This window comes from Kribbella sp. NPDC051137, assembly GCF_040682535.1.
Taxonomy (GTDB): domain Bacteria; phylum Actinomycetota; class Actinomycetes; order Propionibacteriales; family Kribbellaceae; genus Kribbella; species Kribbella karoonensis.
Genome location: NZ_JBFBBI010000001.1, coordinates 810,591 through 831,829, shown reverse-complemented (window position 1 = coordinate 831,829; position 21,239 = coordinate 810,591). Strand labels below are relative to the sequence as shown.

General features: G+C 70.0%; 17 protein-coding genes. 11 read left to right on the top strand and 6 right to left on the bottom strand.

The features are described 5' to 3' along the window. Window positions 1-31: 31 nt before the first annotated feature. Entirely contained in the window at window positions 32-400 is a 369-nt protein-coding gene (locus AB0M51_RS03965; RefSeq protein WP_344201356.1) for a DoxX family protein, read from the bottom strand. Here AB0M51_RS03965 and sigJ point away from each other — a divergent pair. Then, window positions 324-1,391 (top strand): RNA polymerase sigma factor SigJ, encoded by a 1,068-nt coding sequence (gene sigJ, locus AB0M51_RS03960; protein ID WP_363748006.1) that lies wholly within the window; start codon window positions 324-326, stop codon window positions 1,389-1,391. The two genes, AB0M51_RS03965 and sigJ, sit on opposite strands and share 77 nt — an antisense overlap. Here sigJ and AB0M51_RS03955 read toward each other — a convergent pair. Beyond that, window positions 1,365-2,261: a diacylglycerol kinase family protein gene (locus AB0M51_RS03955; protein WP_344201358.1), complete on the bottom strand. Its 897-nt coding sequence runs from the start codon at window positions 2,259-2,261 to the stop codon at window positions 1,365-1,367. The genes sigJ and AB0M51_RS03955 overlap by 27 nt on opposite strands. A gap of 37 nt (window positions 2,262-2,298) precedes the next feature. Here AB0M51_RS03955 and AB0M51_RS03950 point away from each other — a divergent pair, with 37 nt between their 5' ends. The 7 genes from AB0M51_RS03950 to AB0M51_RS03920 all read left to right on the top strand — a co-directional run bounded on the left by AB0M51_RS03950 (window position 2,299) and on the right by AB0M51_RS03920 (window position 12,306). Continuing rightward, a complete protein-coding gene (locus AB0M51_RS03950; protein WP_344201361.1) occupies window positions 2,299-3,708 on the top strand; it encodes a serine hydrolase in 1,410 nt (469 codons plus the stop codon). A 47-nt stretch (window positions 3,709-3,755) separates the two neighbouring features. Then, on the top strand, window positions 3,756-4,694 hold the full coding sequence (locus tag AB0M51_RS03945) for an NAD(P)-dependent oxidoreductase (protein ID WP_344201364.1): 939 nt from the start codon (window positions 3,756-3,758) through the stop codon (window positions 4,692-4,694). 31 nt (window positions 4,695-4,725) lie between these two features. Next, window positions 4,726-5,985, top strand: a complete 1,260-nt coding sequence (locus AB0M51_RS03940; RefSeq protein ID WP_344201367.1) for a M20 family metallopeptidase — start codon at window positions 4,726-4,728, stop codon at window positions 5,983-5,985. Window positions 5,986-6,552: 567 nt separating this feature from the next. Continuing rightward, window positions 6,553-8,298: a DUF222 domain-containing protein gene (locus AB0M51_RS03935; protein WP_363748003.1), complete on the top strand. Its 1,746-nt coding sequence runs from the start codon at window positions 6,553-6,555 to the stop codon at window positions 8,296-8,298. Between the two features lie 694 nt (window positions 8,299-8,992). Next, window positions 8,993-10,153, top strand: a complete 1,161-nt coding sequence (locus AB0M51_RS03930) for an amidohydrolase family protein (RefSeq protein WP_344201373.1) — start codon at window positions 8,993-8,995, stop codon at window positions 10,151-10,153. A 33-nt stretch (window positions 10,154-10,186) separates the two neighbouring features. Continuing rightward, the gene (locus AB0M51_RS03925; protein ID WP_344201376.1) at window positions 10,187-11,479 is read left to right on the top strand and encodes an amidase family protein; all 1,293 of its coding nucleotides are present in this window, start codon (window positions 10,187-10,189) and stop codon (window positions 11,477-11,479) included. A 20-nt stretch (window positions 11,480-11,499) separates the two neighbouring features. Further along, window positions 11,500-12,306, top strand: coding sequence for a MerR family transcriptional regulator (locus AB0M51_RS03920; protein ID WP_344201379.1), 807 nt, complete (start codon window positions 11,500-11,502; stop codon window positions 12,304-12,306). Here the strand turns inward: AB0M51_RS03920 and AB0M51_RS03915 are convergent. The 3 genes from AB0M51_RS03915 to AB0M51_RS03905 are packed head-to-tail and all read right to left on the bottom strand — an operon-like array spanning window position 12,293 to window position 15,143. Then, window positions 12,293-12,784, bottom strand: coding sequence for a DUF3830 family protein (locus AB0M51_RS03915; RefSeq protein ID WP_344201381.1), 492 nt, complete (start codon window positions 12,782-12,784; stop codon window positions 12,293-12,295). The genes AB0M51_RS03920 and AB0M51_RS03915 overlap by 14 nt on opposite strands. Further along, window positions 12,781-14,166, bottom strand: coding sequence for an amidase (locus AB0M51_RS03910; RefSeq protein WP_344201384.1), 1,386 nt, complete (start codon window positions 14,164-14,166; stop codon window positions 12,781-12,783). Before AB0M51_RS03910 ends, AB0M51_RS03915 begins: the two co-directional genes overlap by 4 nt. Beyond that, a complete protein-coding gene (locus AB0M51_RS03905) occupies window positions 14,163-15,143 on the bottom strand; it encodes a D-2-hydroxyacid dehydrogenase (protein ID WP_344201387.1) in 981 nt (326 codons plus the stop codon). Before AB0M51_RS03905 ends, AB0M51_RS03910 begins: the two co-directional genes overlap by 4 nt. 67 nt (window positions 15,144-15,210) lie before the next feature. On the opposite strand from AB0M51_RS03905, the gene AB0M51_RS03900 reads away from it, so the two are divergent. Genes AB0M51_RS03900 through AB0M51_RS03890 form a run of 3 tightly spaced genes read left to right on the top strand, consistent with a single transcriptional unit; the run spans window position 15,211 to window position 18,387 of the window. Continuing rightward, complete coding sequence (locus tag AB0M51_RS03900; protein WP_344201389.1) at window positions 15,211-15,984, top strand: Asp/Glu racemase; 774 nt, start codon at window positions 15,211-15,213, stop codon at window positions 15,982-15,984. 23 nt (window positions 15,985-16,007) lie between these two features. Beyond that, window positions 16,008-17,192, top strand: a complete 1,185-nt coding sequence (locus AB0M51_RS03895; RefSeq protein WP_344201392.1) for a M24 family metallopeptidase — start codon at window positions 16,008-16,010, stop codon at window positions 17,190-17,192. Window positions 17,193-17,196: 4 nt separating this feature from the next. Beyond that, window positions 17,197-18,387 (top strand): PLP-dependent aminotransferase family protein, encoded by a 1,191-nt coding sequence (locus AB0M51_RS03890; protein WP_344201395.1) that lies wholly within the window; start codon window positions 17,197-17,199, stop codon window positions 18,385-18,387. Here the strand turns inward: AB0M51_RS03890 and AB0M51_RS03885 are convergent. Next, window positions 18,384-21,239, bottom strand: a complete 2,856-nt coding sequence (locus tag AB0M51_RS03885) for an FAD-linked oxidase C-terminal domain-containing protein (protein WP_344201397.1) — start codon at window positions 21,237-21,239, stop codon at window positions 18,384-18,386. The genes AB0M51_RS03890 and AB0M51_RS03885 overlap by 4 nt on opposite strands.

Below are 21,239 nucleotides of genomic sequence, written 5' to 3'. Positions count from 1 at the left end.
CCTGAGATCGGCGAACTTCCGACTCAGAACGCTAGAGCGCGGCGAAGCGCGCCGCGGCGACGAAGGCCGCCAATGCCAGCAGGACGGTGTTGGCGGCCGTGGACCGCGGCTCGCGGAGTGACGAGTGGGAGGTCGCGGCGCCGACCATCACGACGCACAGGCCGACCGCAGCGAGCGGGGTGAGGACGCGGGCGGTGCCGCTCAGCCACGGCGCGAACAGGCCGGCGACCGCCAGCAGCTCGCAGACGGCGACCAGACGGACGAGTGGCATCGGGAACGGGGCGATCCCGGTCTGACCGGTGGCGATCAGCCGATCGCGGGACATGGTGACCTTCAGGACGCCGGAGATCGTGAAGACCACGCCCAGCGCGCCGGTGAAGATCCAGACGATTGTGTTCATGCAGATTGCAGACGATCGGGCAATCCGGTCTGTGACAGTGGAGGAGACTGTCACAGGGAGGATGACTCGATCGTCTGAGATGGATGTGATGGAGGAACTCAGACCGCTGCTGCTGTCGATCGCGTACCGGATGCTCGGAACGTTCGGTGACGCGGAGGACGTCGTCCAGGAGGCGTACCTGCGGCTACACCGCGAGCCTGCGGTGACCTCGCCCAAGTCGTTCCTCACCACGGTCACGACCCGGCTGGCGATCGACCAGCTGCGGTCGGCACGGCGGCAGCGGGAGCAGTACTTCGGGCCGTGGCTCCCGGAGCCGGCCGTCGACGAGTACGTCGACCTCGCGGACCGGGCCGCCCTCTCGGACTCGCTGTCCACGGCGTTCCTCGTCCTCCTGGAGCGGCTCTCCCCCGACCAGCGTGCGGTGTTCCTGCTCGGCGACGTGTTCGGCTACTCGTACGACGAGCTGTCCGCGATCCTGGGCAAGACGCCCGCGAACTGCCGCCAGCTCGCCGTCCGTGCCCGTCGTAGGATTGCCGACAATCGACCGCGCTTCGACCCGTCACCGCACGAACGCGACGAGTTGCTCCGGCGCTTCGTCGCCGCGGCCGAGGACGGGGACCTCGACGGCCTGGTCGCGCTGCTCACCCCGGACGCCACCTTCACCGGCGACGGCGGCGGCAAGGGCGGCTTCCCCCGCCCGATCCACGGCGCCCTGAACATCGCTCGGCTGGTGATCGGCTCGTTCGGCAAGTTCACCGCTCCGGAGGCCGCCGGCCGGCCGCCCGGGTTCAAGGGGCTCGGGACGTTGACGGTCGAGATCGTGCACGTCGGCGGCCAGCCGGCGCTCCGGGTCCACGACCGGACCGACCGGACGATCGCGATCTGGTCCTTCACCATCGTCGACAGTCGAGTGTCGACAATCCACGGAATCGTCAACCCGGACAAGCTCACCCACGTACAACCGTCACGGCACCCGGACCACGAGAGCTGACGGGTCGACCTCCGCGACCAGCGTGGCGCCGTCGGAAACGGTGTCGCCGTCGAGCTGCCGGCGTACCGCCCGGTCCGCCCGGACCTCGATACGGCGGCCCGTGAACCGTTCGAGATGCCGTTCGCGCCAGGACTTGATCACCAGCCCCAGCGCCAGGCGTGGCCAGTGGCTGATCCGGCGCGGCGCGAGGACGACCAGGTCGAGCAGGCCGTCGTCGGGTACGGCGTCCGGCAGCAGCGGGATGTTCGCCTGCAGGGTGCCGACGTTGCCGATCACCACAGTGCGCGCGCGACGGCGGACCGGCGGCCGGTCGTCGACCGTGATCCGCACCCGGACGAACGGATGGTTCAGGTTCTTCAGCGTCGAGATCACGTACGCCGCCCAGCCGAGGTGCTTCTTCAGCTCGTCGGGTGCGTCGTCGATGATCGCGGCGTCCAGCCCGAGTCCCGCCATCACCATGAAGCGGTCGGCCGGCAACTGGTCTCCCTCGACCCGCACGCTGTCAATCCGGCGCTCCGGGCCGTCGAGCAGCACCGTCAGCGCTTCCTCGAGCTCGAGCGGGATCCCCAGATTGCGGGCCAGCAGGTTCCCGGTCCCGCCCGGCAGCACGGCCACCGGGATCGCCGTGCGTGCCAACTCGGCGCAGACCACCCGCACGGTCCCGTCGCCGCCCGCGACCAGCACCAGGTCGACGTGGTCGTCGATCGCGCGGCGGGCCATCGCCGACCCGGCGTCGTCCGCGGTCGTCTCGAGCCAGAGCGGTTCGGTGAAACCGCGATCAGCGAGGGCCTTCTGGACCGTGCTGCGGAACTCGTCGCCGTCGACCTTCACCGGGTTGACGATCACGGCCGCTCGGCTGGCAGAACTCACCTGATGTTTGTCCGTTCGGGGAGATAGCGTGCTGTCGGTGAGCAGACTTCCACGGAGTACGCCAGAAGCCCAGGGTCTGTCCGCGGCCGCGCTCGGCAGTTTCGTCGGAGCGCTGGACGCCGGGCAGCCGGAGATCCAGACAATGATGCTGGTGCGGCACGGACACGTGGTCCTGGAGGACGCGTGGGCGCCGTACCGGCTCGATGAGCGGCACCTGCTGTTCTCGGTGTCGAAGAGCTTCACGTCGACGGCGGTCGGCCTCGCGGTCGATGCAGGATTGTTGACAGTCGACGATCCGGTCATCTCGTTCTTCACCGCGGACGAGCTGCCGGAGACGATCAGCGACAACCTGGCCGCGATGAAGGTCCGGCACCTGCTGACCATGACCACCGGCCATTCCAAGGACACCGTCGAGGCGCTCAGCCGGGACCGCCGGATGGTGAAGATCTTCCTCGGCCTCGACGTCGAGCACGAGCCCGGCAGCGTGTTCGTCTACAACAGCGGCGCGACGTACATGCTGTCGGCGATCCTCCAGCGGCTCACCGGCGAGAACCTGCTCGACTACCTGCGTCCGCGGCTGTTCGAACCGCTCGGCGCCACCGAGGCGACCTGGCAGGTGTCCAAGGAGGGCATCACCGTCGGCGGCTGGGGGCTCAGCCTGAACACCGAGTCGCTGGCCTGCTTCGGGCAGCTCATGCTGCAGCACGGCGCATGGGAAGGCCGGCAGCTCGTGCCGGCCGAATGGTACGAGGCCGCCACCTCGAAGCAGGTCCCCAACGATGCCGAGGCGAACCCGGACTGGAAGCAGGGGTACGGACTCCAGTACTGGCGCGGCCGGCACGGCACGTACCGCGCGGACGGCGCGTTCGGGCAGTTCATTCTGGTGTTCCCGGAGTACGACGCGGTGCTCGTCACGACGAGCGCGACCAGCGACATGCAGGCGATCCTGAACACGGCTTGGGACTACCTGCTGCCGGCGCTCGAAGGCAAGGAGGTCTCGGCGACGCCGCGCCCGGAGCAGCTCGAGCTGCCGCCACCGACCGGCGCCACCCCCGTGGCGGGCGACGGGCAGATGTACCGCTTCGCCGGGCGCAACCCGGTCGGGCTCACCGCGGTCCGGCTGGACGTCGACGGCACCGGGACGTTCACCTTCGAGGATGCGCAGGGCGGGAGCCACGAACTAGTCAGCGCCGCTGGCGGGTGGCAGGAGCAGCAGGCGCCGGGCACGGTCGGCGACGCCGGCCCCGAGACCGGTGAGCGGATCCTGACCAGCGCGTTCGGCGACGGCGACGCGTTCGTCGCGACGTTCCGCTGGGTCGAGACGCCGTTCGTCGCGACCCTCACCTGCCGGGTCGCGGACGGCGTGATGACGGTCGACGGGAAGCTCAACGTGTCCTTCGGGCCGACCGAGTTCACGGCAGTTTCGGACGCGATGTCACAAAGCTGAGCCGACCCGTGTCCTCCGGGTTGTAATCATCGACGACGGAGGACGAAATGAAGGTCTTGGTGGCAGGAGCGACCGGCGGACTGGGCCGGTCTCTGGTACCGCAGCTGGTCGCGGCCGGGCACGAGGTGACCGGGATGATCCGGTCCGAGTCCGGCGCGGCCGGCGTGCGGGCGTTCGGTGCGGACGTCGTACTCGCCGACGGTCTCGACGCGGACGCCGTACGCGCCGCCGTACTGTCGGTCCGCCCCGAGGTGGTCGTGCACCAGATGACCGCGCTCAAGGGCGGGATCGACTTCAAGCACTTCGACGACAGCTTCGCGCTGACGAACAAGCTCCGCACGTCGGGTGTCGACAATCTGATTGTCGCCGCACAAGCTGCCGGCGTACGACGGTTCGTCGTCCAGTCGTACGCCGGCTGGAACCTGCAGCACGGCGGATCCGCCACCAAGACCGAGGCCGACCCGCTCGACCCGGCCCCGGCGCCCGCGCAGCGGCAGACGATGGCCGGCATCAAGCATCTCGAGTCCGCGGTCCTGAACGCCGACGGCCTCGAGGGCGTCGCGCTCCGGTACGCGAACTTCTACGGCCCGACGGCCGACCTCGGCAAGGGCGGCTCGATGGTGGAGCTGATCCAGAAGCGCCGGCTCCCGATCATCGGCGACGGCACCGGCGTCTGGTCGTTCATCCACTACGACGACGCGGCGGCCGCGACCGTGAAGGCGGTCGAGAGCGACGTCACCGGCGTGTTCCAGATCGCCGACGACGACCCGGCGCAGGCAGCCGTCTGGCTGCCGGAGTTCGCGAGGATCCTCGGCGCGAAGGCACCGCGGCACATCCCGTCCTGGATCGGCCGGCTGGCCGTCGGCGACGTCGGGGTGGCGGCCTTCACCGAGATCCGCGGCGCCTCGAACGTGCTCGCCAAGTCGACGTTCGATTGGCAGCCCGGCTACGCCTCGTGGCGCGAAGGTTTCCGCAACGGCCTCTGACCTCGCGCGATGCCCTCTAAGGTGGGTGGGCATGAGCCTGACGCCCGCTGAACAGAAGGTGCTGGACCGCATCGACGAGGAGCTGCTGGTCCGGATCACCCAGGACCTGCTCCGCGCACCCGGCCAGAACCCGCCCGGCGAGGAAGCCGCCACGGTGGCTGTCCTCACCGCCGCGGCACGCGACCTCGACCTGGACGTGGCGGCGGCCGTCGTCGAGCCCAGCCGCGAGAACGTGACGGTGACGCTTGCCGGAGGCAACGGTCCCGGGCTGCTCCTGCTCGGCCACACCGACGTCGTACCGCTCGGCGACGGCTGGACGGTCGACCCGTACGGCGGCCTCGTCCGCGACGGCCGGATCTACGGCCGCGGCGCCTCCGACATGAAGGGCGGTCTGGCCGCGGCGCTGGCCGCCCTCGCGGCCCTCCGCGGCACCACCCTCAGCGGCCCGGTCGAACTCGCCGCGGTCGTCGACGAAGAGGAAACCGGCAAAGGCATCCGCGCCTTCATCGAGGCCACCCGGCACTCCTCTGTGGATAACTCCGGCCCGACCAGTTCGCCGGCGGATAGACTTGAAGCAGAAAGGACAGGGGCCGAACACCGTTACGTCGGGTGCATCACGGCCGAGCCGACCGATCTGCAAACGATCATCGCGGCGCGAGGCGACTCGTACCTGCAGGTCGCGGTCCACGGTCGCGCCTCCCACGCGGGCAACCCGGACGGCGGCGCGAACGCCATCTACGGCGCGGCCGCGGTGGTCGCCGAGATCGAGCGCCTGCACGCCGAACTCGCCCGGGCCCCGCATCCACTCCTCGGCCCGGCGACCTGGAGCGTCGGCCAGATCAACGGCGGGACCGGCGGCTCGATCGTCCCCGCCGAGTGCGTGGTGGTCGCCGACCGCCGGCTCCTCCCGGGCGAGTCTCCCGCCGAGGTACTCGCCGACCTGACGGCACGCGTCGGCGCGCTCCGGCTGGAGGACCGCGGGCTGACCGTCGAACTCTCGATGCCGATGGAGATGCCCGCCTTCGAGACGCCCGAGGACCACGACCTGGTACGCGTGACCGAAGCCGCCCGCTTCGACGCGGGCGGTCCACCGATGCCCCTCGCCGGCTGGACCGCGGCCTGCGACGGCGGCTACATCGCCCGCGATCTCGACGTACCAGTGGTCGTCCTCGGCCCCGGTTCGGTCACCACCCAGGCCCACCGCGCCGACGAATCGGTCGCCATCGCCGAACTCGTCACCGCGGCTCGTGCCTACGCCCTGATCGCCCTACGCCTCCTCACCCCGTCGTGACCCACATCGTCCTACGCCTTCTCACCCGGTCGTGACCCACTACGTCGCCACCATCGAGTACGACGTGGGGTTGGATGTGCTCGTTAGCGGACACGCTGTACATCTCCACCAGGGCGGGCGCTTTCGCTGTCCACGTTGGGCATGCGCCGTGAGTCCGGCGTCGTTCTCACCCTGTGTTCGACAGACGAACAAGGGCAAGTCATCGACAGCAAACTCATGGCGGGGTTCGCCGGGCCGCCGATCCGACGTCAGCCTTCAGCGAGACCGACGGGCGGCTTGTCGTCACCCCGCCAGGTCCGTGGACGCCGGGCGCCTCCGTATGAGTGTCCGACGTGTGGCCGAGTCCGCGCAGGAGATTTGCTCTTCGCAAGCTGAGGGCGAAGCGCCCGTCCGCGCGTTGGTGTCGAGACAGGGTCGAGGCCTTCTGGACGGACCGGGGTGAGATTTCCACAGCCGACCGGGAATGCAAGCCGAGGTCCACCCCGATATCTGTGGATAACTAATCTCCTTGAAAACAAGGCGATCCCGGCTGTGAAAACTGTCGGAGGCGCCGTCTAGAGTTTGGTCATGGACATTCTCGGCGGGCGCTCAGTGGTTGCCATCGGCAATCACGAGGTGCTGCCCGCCCTGGACCAGGTCGACGCCGACATCAACCGGCTCCTAGGCATCCGCCTGCAGCTGATCGCCCGCGCCGAGGCCGACGGCCTCGCCCAGGAGGCCGGTGCCCGCGACACCGTCGAACTCCTCACCCTGCGCCACCGCCGCGACCGCGCCGAGGTCTGGCGCGACGTCCGCCTGGCCCGCGCCCTGCCCAAATACAATGCCGTCGACACCGCCCTCACCCACGGCATCGAATCGGCCGACGGGACGGTACTTCCGCTGCAGCCCGCGCAGGCGGCCGCGATCATCACCGAACTCGAACGCGTCCGCTCCCGCGTCGCGACAGAAGTCCTCGACGTCACCGAGGACCAACTCGTCGGCCTCGCCGCCACCCACAGTCCCAAGGAACTCCGCACCGCCGCCAAACAGCTGTGTGACCGGATCGACTTCGACGGCCCCGAACCTGAAGAGCAGAAGGCGTACGCGCGGGAGTCCCTGACCCTGCGCACCGCGGATAACGGGGTGAAGTTCACCGGTTTCCTGGCCAACGAGAACGCCGAACTCCTCCGCGCGATCGTCCACACCGGCGCCCGCCCCCACAAAACCGCCGACGGCGAGCATGATCCCCGCCCCCGCGACAAACGCCAGGCCGACGCCCTCACCACCGCCCTCACGGTCGCCGCCAACGCCTGGGACACCGACACCGCCGGCCACGGCGCCAAAGCCAACATCACCGTCACCATCGACCTCGACGACCTCCGCTCGGCGACCGCGCACGCGACCGGCCAAACCATCTACGGCGACGACCTGTCCGCCGGCACCATCCGTCGTATGGCGTGCGACGCGAACGTGATCCCACTAGTGCTGGGGTCGAACTCCGAACCTTTGGACGTAGGCCGTCGTGAACGGCTGGTCACCCGGCATATCCGCCACGCCCTGATCGCCCGCGACCACGGCTGTGTCGTCTGTGCGGCACCCCCGGTGATGTGCGACGCCCACCACCTCACCTCCTGGCTCGACGGCGGCCCCACCTCAGTAGAGAACCTGGCGCTGCTCTGCCGTCGCCACCACGTAGACCTCCACAACAACCGCTGGACCATCACCATCACCAACGGCAAACCCCACGTCGCCCGCCCGGCCTGGGCCACCCCAACCACCACCTACTCCGCCCCAACCACCACCCAGCCCACGTGGGCCACCCCAACCACCGGCCAACCCACGTGGTCCACCCCAACCACCGGCCAACCCACGTGGTCCACCCCAACCACCGGCCAACCCACGTCGGCCACGCCAACCACCACCTGTCCCACCCGAAGCACCACCCACCCCACCTCGGCCAACTCCTCAGCCACCTTCAGCGCACAGCCCTGCCCAAACCCGGCGCAGCACCCCGCCCGCCCCGAGCCGCCACCCACCGAGCCGCCACCGGCCGCGCCGAGACGGGCCGAGCGACCGCCTGCCGACGTACCGCACACGCCTGCGCAGCCCGTCGGCGCATCAACACGCCCCGATCACCCGGACAACACCCGCATACCGCCCAAGCCCAGCAAACCGCCGGCCGACCCCTGGGACGACACCCCTGCACCCGCCCCACAAACCAGCCGCTGGAAGGCCGACGAAGCAACCCTCACCGCCGCAGCCCGCTTCGCCGTCTGGGGCACCCGCACGCCCACCAAGCCATCCACCGGCCCACCACCCTTCGCCACCCTCTGAACCACCCCGGGACCGGCCACACGCCCCCCCACCCCGGGGCAGAGGCACGCCGCCCCGAGTACCCAACACCCGCCCACGACAAATCCACCGTGCCCCGATCGCCCCGACGACCTGCATAGCCCCGGCCCCTCCAGTTCGACCACCCACAACCCACCCCGCCCCATCACCATCACCATCACCAACGGCAAACCCCACGTGGCCCGCCCGGCCTGGGCCGATCCGCCGGGGGCCGTGCCTGCCGGGGCTGCTCCGCCGGGGGCCGTGCCTGCCGGGACTGCTCCGCCGAGGGCCGTGCCTGCCTGGGCCGATCCGCCGGGGGCCGTGCCTGCCGGGACTGCTCCGCCGGGGGCCGTGCCTGGCTGGGGTGAGCGGTCCGACAGCAGAGCCAGACCGGCCGAGCCCAGCGAGCCGCCAGGCGACGCCTGGGGCGATACCGCCGTGCCCGCTGCGCGGAGTAGTCGGTGGAAGGCTGATGAAGCCACGCTGACTGCTGCAGCTCGTTTCGCGGTGTGGGGCGAGCGGGCGCCGACCCGACCCGCCACCGGGCCGCCGTCCTTCGTCACCATCTGAGCTGGGGTTCCGGCTGACGGCCGGGACTGGCGTGCCCGCGGGAAGAGCCGGCATGCGGCATACTCCGAGCCGACGGGTTCGCCTGGCTCGATTTCCTGGCTCGATCGCGAAGGAGTTGCACGTCGTGAGGCGACTGGTCCTGCATTCCGGGATGGTGCTGGATGTAGGGGCGGGTGAGATGCGCGACGCCGACGTGGTCATTGCCGGACATCGGATTGTCGACGTCGGTGTTGGGTTGGACGGGGACGACGGGATCGACTGCGCCGGGTCGCTCGTCGTGCCTGGGTTTGTGGATTGTCATACGCATGTGTGTTTCGGGCTGCCCGGGATGGACGCGTTGCGGGTGCCGCGATCGGCTCGGGTGTTGTCGGCGGTTCCGGCGCTGCGGACGTTGCTCCGACTCGGAGTGACGACGGCGCGGGACGCGTGGGGTGCGGACGCGGGGGTTCGGCTCGCGATCGCAAGCGGGTGGATCGACGGACCTGATCTGCAGCTGAGCCTGCGGCAGGTCGGTACGACGGGAGCGATCGGAGACCTCTGGGCGCCACGTACCGGGACCTTGGACTTCTACGGTGACCCGTCGCTGCCGGACCCGATCTTCGACGGGGCGGATGCGGGACGGGCCACCGTACGGCGGATGGTTCGAGCGGGCGCGGACTGGATCAAGGTGACGGCGACCGGGTCGCTTGCGCTTGGGACCGGCGTACACGATCTGCAGCTGACTTTCGACGAACTGGCGGCGGTGGTCGACGAGGCGGCGCGGCGTGGTGGCCGGCGAGTGATGGTGCACGCGCACGGTGCCCGCGCAGCGGAGCTGTCGGCGCGGGCCGGCGCAGCGAGTGTGGAGCATGGGACGTACCTGGATGTTGCCGCCGTCGAGGCGATGGCCGAGAACGGGACGTGGTACGTGCCGACCTTGTCGGTGACGCAGTCCGATCCGGAGCATGCGCCGGACGGAGCCGCCGAAGCGCATCGGGAGTCGATGCGACTGGCGATCGGCGCGGGAGTGCGGATCGCGATGGGAACGGACAGTCCGGTACGCCCGTACTCGGAGGCGTTGTGGGAACTGCGCCACCTGTCCGCGGCCGGTCTCGGTGACGCGGGTGCGTTGCGGGCCGCGACCATCGACGCGGCGCGGTTGCTTGGGCTGGCGGACGATCGGGGCGAGATCGCGGCGGGCAAGCGGGCCGATCTAGTGGTGCTGGACGGTACGACGCTGGACTGCACCGCCGTAGACGAGCGGATTCGGCGGGTGTTCCGAAACGGTGTCGAGGTCGGGCGTTGACTCTCACACGGTGTCAGACCGTAGACAATCCGCATGTTCACAGCTGGAGAGATTGCGGAGCGCATTCGTACGGGCAAGTCGACATCACGCGAGGTGACCGAAGAACTGCTCGATCGGATCGCGGCTGACACGGAGGTCAACGCGGTCGTCGAGGTCCGCCGCGAGCACGCGCTGGCCGCCGCGGACCGCGCCGACGCGGCCCGGGGCGCGCGAGGGCCGCTGCATGGAGTGCCGGTGACCGTCAAGGAGTGTTTTGACGTTGCCGGGATGCATACGACGTGGGGCAATCCCGCGTTCGCCGACTACGTCGCGGCCGAGGACGCGGTGATCGTGCAGCGGTTGGAGCGTGCCGGGGCGCAGATTGTCGGCAAGACGAATGTTCACACGATGCTCGCGGACTTCGGTCAGACGGCGAACGACGTGTACGGCCGGACCAACAACCCAGCCGACCTGACCCGTACGCCGGGCGGATCGTCGGGCGGTGCCGCAGCGGCGCTCGCCGCGGGGCTGACGTATCTCGAGTACGGCTCCGACCTGGTCGGGTCGATCCGGCTGCCGGCTGCGTACTGCGGCGTCTACGGGCTGAAGCCCACCAACGGGCTCGTCCCACAACGCGGATTCCAAGTGCCGGGTACGCCGTACGTCCCGAGCGAAATGCCCAGATTGTCAACAATCGGACCACTCGCCCGCTCCGCCGCCGACCTGCGGATCGCCTTGCGCGCAACTGCCGGTCCGGAGGCGCCGTACTCCTACAACCTCGCAGCTCCTAGACACCGGAGCCTGAAGGACTATCGCGTCGGCGTGGTCACCGATCACCCGTCGGCACCGGTGACGGGTGACGTCGGCGACGCGCTGTCCGACACGATCGACCGCATCGCCGCGACCGGCGCGAAGATTGTCGACAGTTGGCCGTACGGCGTCGACCCGAACGCCCAGGCCGAGGAGTTCGGCCGCCAGGTGGAACTGTTTTTCGCCCTCCACGGCGGCGAACCGACCGCGATGACCGTCGACCGGCTCCTCGCCACCGAACGCAACCGCCTGGCCGCCAGAGCGACATGGCAGCAGTACTTCGAGGACGTCGACGTGTTCCTCTGCCCGACGAGCTTCACCGTCGCGTTCCCGCACGGCTCGACCACGATCGACGGGCGCCCGTACGAAGCGCAGGTCTTCTGGATCGCCCACGCCGCCCTGACCGGCCATCCCGCGCTCAGTATGCCGATCGGCCGGACGGCAACCGGGCTGCCGACCGCGGCGCAGGTCATCGGTCCCTGGCACGAGGACGACACCGCCATCACCTTCGCGGAACTCCTGCAGCGGGTCAGCTGACTACTGGTTGACTGTCAGACATGTTCGCGATCGGAGAGTTCGCACGGCACGGCCGGGTGTCGGTCCGGATGCTGCGGCACTACGACGCGATCGGGCTGCTCCGGCCGGCCTACGTCGATCCCGCGACCGGGTACCGCAGCTACACGGCGGCCCAGCTCGCCGATCTGAACCGGATTGTCGCACTGAAGGAGCTCGGCTTCTCGCTCGATCAGGTCGACAAGATGATTGCCGACAATCTGACACCGACCGAGCTCCGGGCGATGCTCACGATGCGACGTGCACAACTGGAGACCACCCTGGCCGAGAGCTACGCGCGGCTCGCCCAGGTCGAGTCGCGGCTCCGCGGCCTGGAGGCAGAGGCCCCGGCCAAGGACATCGTCGTCAAGGAGCTGCCTGCCGTACGCCTCGTCGGCCTGAGAGCGACGGCCGCGAGCTTCACGCCCGACGACATCACGCCCGTGCTGCACCCGCTCTGCGCGGAACTCGGCCGTCGTCTCCCCCACGCCGACGTACGACCAGCAGGCCGGCTCACCTGCCTGTACGAGCAGCAGGCGGACGTCGTCGTACGGGCGACTGTCCCGGCCGCGGTCGATGCCGGAGGCAACCTGAACGGACTCGAGGCCGTCGATCTACCGGCAATGCAAGCGGCAACGCTCGTCCACCGCGGCCCCATCGACCAGGTACTCCCGTCCTGGCAGGCGCTCGCCCGCTGGCTCGAGGACAACGGCCGACGCGCCGCCGAACCGGCCCGCGAGCTCTACCTCGACACCCCGGAGAACCCGGACGACTGGGTCACCGAGCTGCAGCAACCGTTCACAGCCGGGTGAACGACAGTGTCTCCCCGCGCGCGCCGCCCATCCACAGGTCCTGGCAGGCCGCGGCGAACTCCTCGAGATTCTCGGTGACGGCCCCGAACACGTTCCCGGGCACCCACCCCTGGTCACCGTTGATCAGCAGGTTGTTCCGCCCGTAGAACACCGCGAGGTCGACGATCGCCCCGGTCGTACCGGTGCCGGTCGTGTTCTCGTAGCCGTACGCCGGATTCCCGAGATCGTCGGAATCGAACGAGAACCAGCACAGATCCCCGGGGATCGGCGTGATCGTCGTGTTCTCCTTCCCCGGGTCAGGCGCGAACCCGGGCAGCAACGTGTAGATCTCGTTCCGCGCGTACTTGCCGTGGAACACTGGCGCCGACAGCGGCAGCGCATCCCACACCGCCGCGCACGTCCGCGGCGCGACGTCGTCGAGCAGTTTCGCCACGCAGCTCACGCCGCGCTTGTCCAGGCTGACCCTGATCTGCTTCATCGTGCCTCCAAGCTCGGGGTACGCCGGTGCCAGTCGGTCGCGGCCTGGTACGCCTGGCCGACCCGCAGCGTCAGAGCGTCGGCATGCCGACGGCAGACAATCTGCAATCCGACAGGCAGCCCGGCCGCGGTGAATCCGCACGGCACCGACAGCGCGGGCTGCTGGGTGAGGTTGAACGGATACGTGTACGGCGTCCAGTCGGTCCAGTCGGGCGAGGTCGATCCGTCCGGAACGTCCTGCCCGACAGGGAAGGCCGTGATCGGCAGCGTCGGCGTGACGAGAACGTCGTACTGCTGGTGGAACCGCCCCATCAGCGTGCCGAGCTCCATCCGGACCGCGGTCGCGTCGAGGAAGTCCGAGGCGGTGTACGCCGCACCCAGCTCGGCGACCCGGCGCAGCCCGGGATCGACCCGGTCGTCGACGACATAACCGGACAGCACCTTGGCCGCGCCGGACCACCAGAGCACGTTGAACGCGTCGATCGGGTCGGCGAACCCCGGGTCCACCTCGGTCACCTCGGCGCCGAGCCCGGCGAGGACGTCGACCGCCGAGCGCACCAGCGCCTCGACCTCAGGATCGTTCTCGACGAACCCGAGATCCGCCGAGAAGCCGATCCGCAGACCGGCGATCCCGTCGTCCAGGCCGTCCAGGAACGACCGGGCCGGCGTCGGCATCGCCGACCAGTCCCGCGGGTCGAACCCGGCCACCACGTCGAGCAGCGCCGCCGCGTCCCGCACGGTCCGGGTCATCGGGCCCGCATGCGACAACGTGCCGAACGCGCTCGGCGGGAACAAGGGGATCAGTCCGTACGTCGGTTTCAGCGCGACCGTGCCCGTGAACGCCGCCGGGATCCGGACCGAGCCGCCGCCGTCGGTGCCGAGCGACCACACGCCCATCCCGAGCCCGACCGCGGTCGCGGAGCCGCCGCTCGAACCGCCCGAGGTCTTCGCCGGATCCCACGGGTTGCCGGTCGCGCCGTACGTGAAGGAGTCGGTGACGCCCTTCCACGAGTACTCCGGCGTGGTCGTCTTGCCGAGGATGACCGCGCCGGTCTCGCGCAGCCGGGCGACCGACGGCGCGTCCTCGTCCCAGGGCCCGGCCGGGTCGATCATCGTGCTGCCGCGCAGTGTCGGCCATCCTTTTGTCCACAATGCGTCCTTGACCGACGTCGGCACACCGTCGCCGGGGCCGAGCGGCCGGCCGGCCCGCCAGCGGCCCTCCGACTCCTTGGCCGCGGCCAGTGCACCCTCGGCATCGACCAGGACGAAGGCGTTCACCTGCTTGTCGTACCGCTCGATCGCGTCCAGCGCGGCCTGCGTGGCGTCGACCGGGGACAGTGCTCCGGTCCGGTAGCCCTCGACCAACTCGGTTGCCTGAGTCATCGATCTCCTGTCGGAATGTAGCCGAGCTTCTTGTCGACGATGTTCAGCAGCGGCTCACCGGCCAGCCAGCGGCGCGCGTTGTTCGCGAACTGCGCCGCGAGGGTGTCCCGCCAGCCGATCACGTCACCGGACATGTGCGCGGTCACCGTCACGTTCGGTGCCGTCCAGAGCGGGTGATCCGGTGACAGCGGCTCGCGGTCGAACACGTCCAGGGTGGCCGCGATGTGCCCGTCGGCCACGGCGTCCAGCAGCGCGCCTTCGTCGACGATCGGGCCACGGGCAACATTGACGAGATGCGATCCCGGCCGCATCGCGGCCAGTACGCCGGCGTCGACCAGGCCCCGGGTCGCGGCGGTCAACGGCGCCGCGAGTACGACGTGATCGGCCCACCCGACCTCGGCGGACAGATTGCCGCTGGCAACGACCTCGCCGAAGTCCGGGTCGTCCCCACGCGCGACCCGGCCGGCACCCCGCACCTGCAGCCCGGCAACGCTGAGCAACCGGGCGGTCGCCCGGCCGATCGCTCCGGTCCCGACGACGAGCGCCTTCGCGCCCAGCACACTGCGGGTCTCGCGGTGCTGCCAGCGACGCTCGCGCTGCAGGTCGAAACTGCGCCGGCTGTCCTTGGCGTGCGCGATGACCGCACCCAGCACGTACTCGGCGATCGGGCGGTCGAACACCCCGTGTGCATTGGTGACTACGACCGCCGAGTCCCGCAACTCGTCGAAGAGCAGTGTGTCGACACCGGCCGCCGTGACGTGGATCCATTCCAGCGATCCGGCGTCCGCCCAGACGTCGCGTACCGCAGTCGAGAAGAAGTCCCAGAGCAGTAATGCCTGGGCACCTTCTACCGCGGCACGTAACCCGTCGGCGGCGCAGTACCGGAAGTCGAGCGGCAGCCCGCCCAGACCCGGTGGCCGGTCCGTCGCCCGCTCGCAGAGCACCGCGACGACTGGGCGTTCCACGGGGGCCGGCACAGCTTCGAGGCTAGGAACTCGCTGGTAGGATTGTCAACAATCTCCCGAGGGCCGCACACTGACTCGCATGAGCACGCGTCCCCTCACCAACCCGATGCCGGCAGCGGTCCCACCGCTGCTGCAGACCGGCATCGGCGTCGTCGCGCCGTACGACTTCGCGCTCGACCGGGAACTCTGGCGCTGGGTCCCCGACGACGTCACCCTGCACGTCACCCGGACGCCGTACGCCCCGATGGCCGCCACCGTCGAGATGGCGGTGCACATCTCGGATCCGGCCCTGATCGCGCGGACGACGTACAACGTGCTCGCGGTCGCCCCGCTGGCGGTCGCGTACGCCTGTACGTTCGGCAGTTTCGTCGGCGGGCTCAACGGCGAGCTCGCGCTCGTGGACGCGATGGTCGGCGCCGGTGCCCCGGCCGCGGTGACCACCAGCGGCGCCCTGCTGCTCGCGCTCAGGCGGCTCGGGATCAACCGGATCGCGACCGTCACGCCGTACACCAACGACCTGACCGCGGGCCTGTCCGCGTACCTCGCCGAGGCCGGCATCGAGGTGGTCGCGACCGCCGGGCTCGGGCTGATCGCGCAGATCTGGGCGGTGCCCTACGAGACAACGGTCGAACTCGTGCAGAGTGTCGACAATCCTACAGTCGAGGCGATTTTCATCAGCTGCACCAACCTGCCGACGTACGACGTGATCGCCGGGCTGGAGGCGACGCTCGGCAAGCCGGTGCTGACCGCGAACCAGGTGACGATGTGGGCCGTCCTGGAGCTCGCCGGCCGCACCGGGATCGGGCCGGGCCAGCACCTGCTGGCCGCTGGACCGGCAGCGAGCCACGCATGAGCGACCCGGGAAGGGGTGAGTCCGTGTCCGACCTGCTGGAGCAGGCGGTCGAGTCTGACGAGTACGCCGGCCGGCTGGCCCGGGTCCGTGCCGTCCTGGCCGAACGCGGCCTCGGCGCGCTGGTGGTGAGCGACCCCGCGAACCTCTTCTATCTCACCGGGTACGACGCGTGGTCGTTCTACACGCCCCAGTGTCTGCTGGTGCCGGCCGACGGCGAGGTCCAGCTGTTCGCGCGGGCGATGGACGCGGCCGGGGCGTCGTACACCTGCAATCTGCGGTCCGACCAGATCCACGGCTACCCGGAGCGTCTCGTGCATCGCCCGGACGTCCACCCGTACGACTGGATCGCGGACGTGTGCCGCGACCTCGTACCGGCCGGAGCCGACGTCGCGGTCGAGGCGGACGCGCACTACTTCACGCCGCGCGGCTACCTTGCCCTCGGCAACGGGCTGCCCGGCCGCCGGCTGGTCGACTCGGCCGAGCTGGTGAACTGGGTCCGGCTGGTGAAGTCGGAACACGAGCTGCGCCAGCTGCGGATCGCGGGCGGGATCGCCGAGCAGGCGATGCGGATCGCGCTCGACCAGCTCCGGCCCGGGCAGCGGCAGTGCGACCTGGTCGCCGAGATCCTGGCCGCGCAGGCGACCGGTACGCCGGAGCACGGCGGCGACTACCCGGCGATCGTGCCGATGCTGCCGACCGGCGACGCGGCCGGTACGCCGCACCTGACCTGGACCGATCGCCCGTTCCGCACCGGCGAGGCGACCACGGTCGAACTGGCCGGCGTCTTCGGCCGGTACCACGCCCCACTCGCCCGGACGATCATGCTCGGCGACCCGCCGCACCGGCTCCGCGAGACCGCCAAGATCGTTGCCGACGGTATGCGTGCAGCATTGTCGACAATCCGGCCAGGTGTCACCGGCGCCACGGTGCATGCCGCCTTCAACGAAGTGATCGCCGCGCACGGCCTGGTGAAGGAATCGCGGATCGGGTACTCGATCGGTATCGGGTACCCGCCGGACTGGGGTGAACGCACCGTCAGCCTGCGTCCCGAGGAGACCACCGTGCTGACCGCGGGAATGGCGTTCCACGTCATCCTCGGGATGTGGATGGAGGGCTGGGGTTACGAGCTGTCCGAGCCCGTGGTGGTCACCGCCGACGGAGTGGAACGACTGACCGGTCTGTCCCACGAACTGACGATCAGGAGGTAAGCCCTTGTCTGCACTCCCGTACGCAGCCCGCGCGACAGGTCTCGTGGGTTCGGTGATCGACTCGAGTACGTCGCTCCTGCACAAGCAGACCCACGACATCGTCCGCTTCGCGATGGGTTCGCCCGCCGCCGAGGCCGTACCGTCGCAGATCCTGTCCGCGATCGCGGCCGACGAACTGGCCCGCCCGGACGCCTACGACTACGCGGCCACCGAGGGCGATCCGCCGCTGCACGCCGCGTTGCTGGAGACGCTTCGCGGGACCAGCGACGAGACGACCGCGGACCGTCTCACCGTCACGGCCGGCGGCATGCAGGGCCTCGACCTCTTCTGCAAGATCTTCGTCGACCCGGGCGACCTCGTCGTCGTGGAGTCCCCGACGTACACGAACGGCAGTGCGACGGCGCTGTCGTACGGCGCGGAGCTGCTCGAGGTGCCGGTGGACGACGACGGGATGATTGTCGACGATCTACCGAAGCTGCTGGACGGACGGCGGCCGAAGGCGATCTATACGATCCCGACGTTCCAGAACCCGTCCGGCGCGACGCTCTCACTGGCGCGGAGGCATCAGCTGCTGGAACTGGCGCGGTCGTGGGGTTCGATGGTGATCGACGACGACCCGTACGGTTTGCTCCGGTTCGCCGGCGATCCGTTGCAGACGCTGCGGGAGCTGGGCGCGGGCGATCCGCTGGTGTTCTCGGTCCGGACGTTCTCGAAGATCGTCGCGCCGGGGCTGCGGGTCGGGTGGGTCGATGCGGATCCCGAGCTGCAGCAGTTGCTGATCAACGCGAAGCAGGCGATGGACACGTGTACGAACCTGCCGGCACAGCGGTTGCTGGCCGGGTTCCTCAGCGGTGGTCATCTCGAGGATCACCTGGTGCGGCAGCGCGCGGAGTACCGGTTGCGCAAGGAGGCGATGCATGCCGCGCTGACCGAGCACTTCGGTGACATCGCGCGGTGGACGGATCCGGAGGGCGGCTTCTTCCTCTGGGTGACGCTGGAGAACGGCGTCGACACCCAGGAGCTGTTCGAGGTGGCGCTGGCGGAGGGCGTGGCGTTCATTCCCGGTCCGGCCTTCTCTCCCAGTGGGCGCTTCTCCGACGCGTTCCGGGTCTGCTTCGCGTCGACGACTCCCGACCGCATCCAGGAAGGCGTCACCCGGCTCCGGCGGGCAGTCGACAAACTCGCGGCGAACTAGCCCGGGGCGCGACCGCTGCCGGGCAGCGCTTCGGCGAGCAACTCCGCCAGGTGGCGGGCGGTACGCGGGGTGCCCTGGGCGATCTGGGTCCGGCAGCTGAAGCCGTCGGCGAGGACAGATGTTGTCGACGGCAACGAACGTACGGCGGGCAGCAGCGTGCGCTCGCCCACCGCCTTGGAGACGTCGTAGTGCTCGCGCTCGAACCCGAAGTTGCCCGCCAGGCCACAGCAGCCGGGCGCGGCGAGGTCGGTGTCGATGCCTGCGGCCGCCATCAGTTTGCGGTCGGCGTCGAAGCCCAGTACGGCGTGCTGGTGGCAGTGCGGCTGGACGAAGGCCTCTCCCCCGACCTGCGGCGGCGTCCAGCCGGCGTCGACGAGCAACTCGGACAACGTCCGGATGTTCGCCGCCGCCGATCCGGCCAGCGGATTGTCGACCAGCGCGGGCGCGTCATGGCGGAAGGCCGCCGTACAGCTGGGTTCGAGGCCGACGATCGGCGTGCCGGCGGTCAGGTGCGGAGCCAGGACGGCCAGCGACCGGTTCAGCACGCGGCGAGCGGTGCTGAGCTGCCCGGTCGAGATCCAGGTGAGGCCGCAACAGACCGGCTTGCCGGGAAGGACCACCTCGAAGCCGGCATCCTCCAGTACGGCGACCGCGGCTCGCCCGATCTCCGGCGCCAGGTAGTTCGTGAACGTGTCCGGCCAGAGCACAACCTTCCGCCCGGCAGCCCTCGGCGTACGACCTTCGAACCACCGGGTGAAGGATTGCGAAGCGAAACCGGGCACCTCCCTCTCGGCGGCGATCCCGCCCAGCCGTTTGGTCAGCGGCAGCGCGGCGAACCGGTTCGCGAGTTTCGGAGCCCGGGACGCGAGCCGGGACCACAGCGGCAGCCAGCCCATCGACCAGTGCGACAACGGCCGGGCCCACGGGCGGCGGGCGTAGTGATGCTGGGTGAACTCGGCCTTGTACGTCGCGATGTCGACGTTCACCGGGCAGTCCGACAGACAGCCCTTGCACGACAGACACAGGTCGAGGCCGTCCCGTACTTCGGTGGATCGCCAGCCGTCCGTGATCAGGTCGCCCTGCAGCATCTCCCAGAGCAGATGTGCCCGCCCACGGGTCGAGTGCAGCTCCTCGCGAGTCACCTGATAGCTCGGGCACATCACACTGCCGGTCGTCTGCCGGCACTTGCCGATCCCGACGCAGCGCCGCTGCGCCTGCGCGAAGTCGTGGCCGTCCTCCGGGTAGCTGAAGATTGTCAACAGTTGACGATCCTTCGCCGGACCGTCGTGCCGGATCGCGGCGTCCAGCGGCGGCGGATCGGCGATCATTCCCGGGTTCAGCACCCCCGCCGGATCCCAGATCCGCTTCAGCTCCCCGAACAGAGCGACCCCGTCCGCGCCGTACATCCTCGCCAGCAGCTCGCCCCGCGCCCGCCCGTCGCCGTGCTCGCCGGACACCGACCCGCCGAGCCCGACCACCAGGTCCGCGGCCTGCTCGACGAACTCCCGGTACGTCGCGATCCCCCGCCGGCTCAACAGATCGAAGTCGATCCGCATGTGCATGCAGCCCTCGCCGAAGTGCCCGTACGACGCCCCCGACAGTCCGTGCCGCCCGAGCAACTCGTCGAGCCCGCGCAGGTACGCACCGAGACGCTCCGGCGGTACGGCGGCGTCCTCCCAGCCGCCCCACGCCTCCGCCCCGTCCGCACGTCGGGTCGCGAGACCCGCGGCATCCGTACGGCAACGCCACAACACGGCTTGCGCCCGGCGGTCGGTCACCAGCGATGCGGTCGCACCCGAGTCGCGCAGTTCCTCGAGCATCGCGCGGGCCGCGGCCGCAGCGGCCGCCTCGTCCGGTCCGCCGACCTCGACCAGCAGCCACGCGTTGCCGTCCGGCATCCCGGCGTGCACCGCGGCCTCACGGACTTCCTTCGGCAACCGGTCGACAAGCTCGTTGTTGATCGACTCCATCGTCAACGGCGCATGCCGCAGTACGACCGGGACACAGTCCGCAGAGCTGATCGAGTCGGCGAACCCGAGCACGCACAGAACCCTTGCCTTGGGCAACTCGACGAGCCCGACCGTCGCCCGGAGCGTCGCAGCCAGACCGCCTTCGCTCCCGGACAGCAGCCCGGCGACGTTGTAGTCACCGAGCAGCCGGTGCAGCGCGTACCCGGAGATCTGCCGGGTGAACTGACCGAACCGCCGCCCGATCAGCAGTTCGTGCCGATCCGCGAAGGCCTGGAGCGCCCGGTGCAGCTCGCCTTCGCGTCCAGGCCGGGCGGCAGCGACAGCTCGATCGGCCGACGAGTCGACCGTCAGCCGGGTGCCGTCGGCAAGGACCAGCTCGAGCGATCGCAGATTGTCGGCCGTCGTCCCCCAGGCGACCGAGTGCGCGCCGCAGGCGTTGTTGGCGATCATCCCGCCGAGCGTCGCCCGGCTCGCCGACGACGGGTCGGCGCCGAACGCGAGCCCGTGCGGCTTCGCGGCCGCGAGCAGGTCGGTCAGTACGACCCCCGGTTCGACGACGGCGGTCCGGGTTCCGGGGTCGATGTCGAGGATCCGGTTGACCTGCCGCGAGGCGTCGATCACGACACCGCCGATCGCGTTGCCGGCCATCGACGTACCGCCGCCCCGGAGAACCACCGGCGCACCCGCCGCCGCGGTCAGCGACACCGCCGCCGCAAGGTCGTCGACGTCCGCCGGTACGACGACGAGATCGGGGACCGCGCGGTAGTTCGAGCCGTCCGCCGCGTACAGCGCGCGGGTCCGGCGATCGTCGGCCGCGGTCCCCCGGAGCTCTCCACGGAGCGTGGTCAGCAGCCCCTGAACGTCGTACGCAGAGTTATCCAC

What these genes read in the sequence shown, in the direction of transcription:
- AB0M51_RS03915 (WP_344201381.1), bottom strand. Translation starts at nt 12,784, where the DNA reads ATGAAGCAGATCAGGGTCAGCCTGGACAAGCGCGGCGTGAGCTGCGTG.
- AB0M51_RS03910 (WP_344201384.1), bottom strand. Translation starts at nt 14,166, where the DNA reads ATGACTCAGGCAACCGAGTTGGTCGAGGGCTACCGGACCGGAGCACTG.
- AB0M51_RS03920 (WP_344201379.1), top strand. Translation starts at nt 11,500, where the DNA reads ATGTTCGCGATCGGAGAGTTCGCACGGCACGGCCGGGTGTCGGTCCGG.
- AB0M51_RS03900 (WP_344201389.1), top strand. Translation starts at nt 15,211, where the DNA reads ATGAGCACGCGTCCCCTCACCAACCCGATGCCGGCAGCGGTCCCACCG.
- sigJ (WP_363748006.1), top strand. Translation starts at nt 324, where the DNA reads ATGGTGACCTTCAGGACGCCGGAGATCGTGAAGACCACGCCCAGCGCG.
- AB0M51_RS03965 (WP_344201356.1), bottom strand. Translation starts at nt 400, where the DNA reads ATGAACACAATCGTCTGGATCTTCACCGGCGCGCTGGGCGTGGTCTTC.
- AB0M51_RS03925 (WP_344201376.1), top strand. Translation starts at nt 10,187, where the DNA reads ATGTTCACAGCTGGAGAGATTGCGGAGCGCATTCGTACGGGCAAGTCG.
- AB0M51_RS03945 (WP_344201364.1), top strand. Translation starts at nt 3,756, where the DNA reads ATGAAGGTCTTGGTGGCAGGAGCGACCGGCGGACTGGGCCGGTCTCTG.
- AB0M51_RS03935 (WP_363748003.1), top strand. Translation starts at nt 6,553, where the DNA reads ATGGACATTCTCGGCGGGCGCTCAGTGGTTGCCATCGGCAATCACGAG.
- AB0M51_RS03940 (WP_344201367.1), top strand. Translation starts at nt 4,726, where the DNA reads ATGAGCCTGACGCCCGCTGAACAGAAGGTGCTGGACCGCATCGACGAG.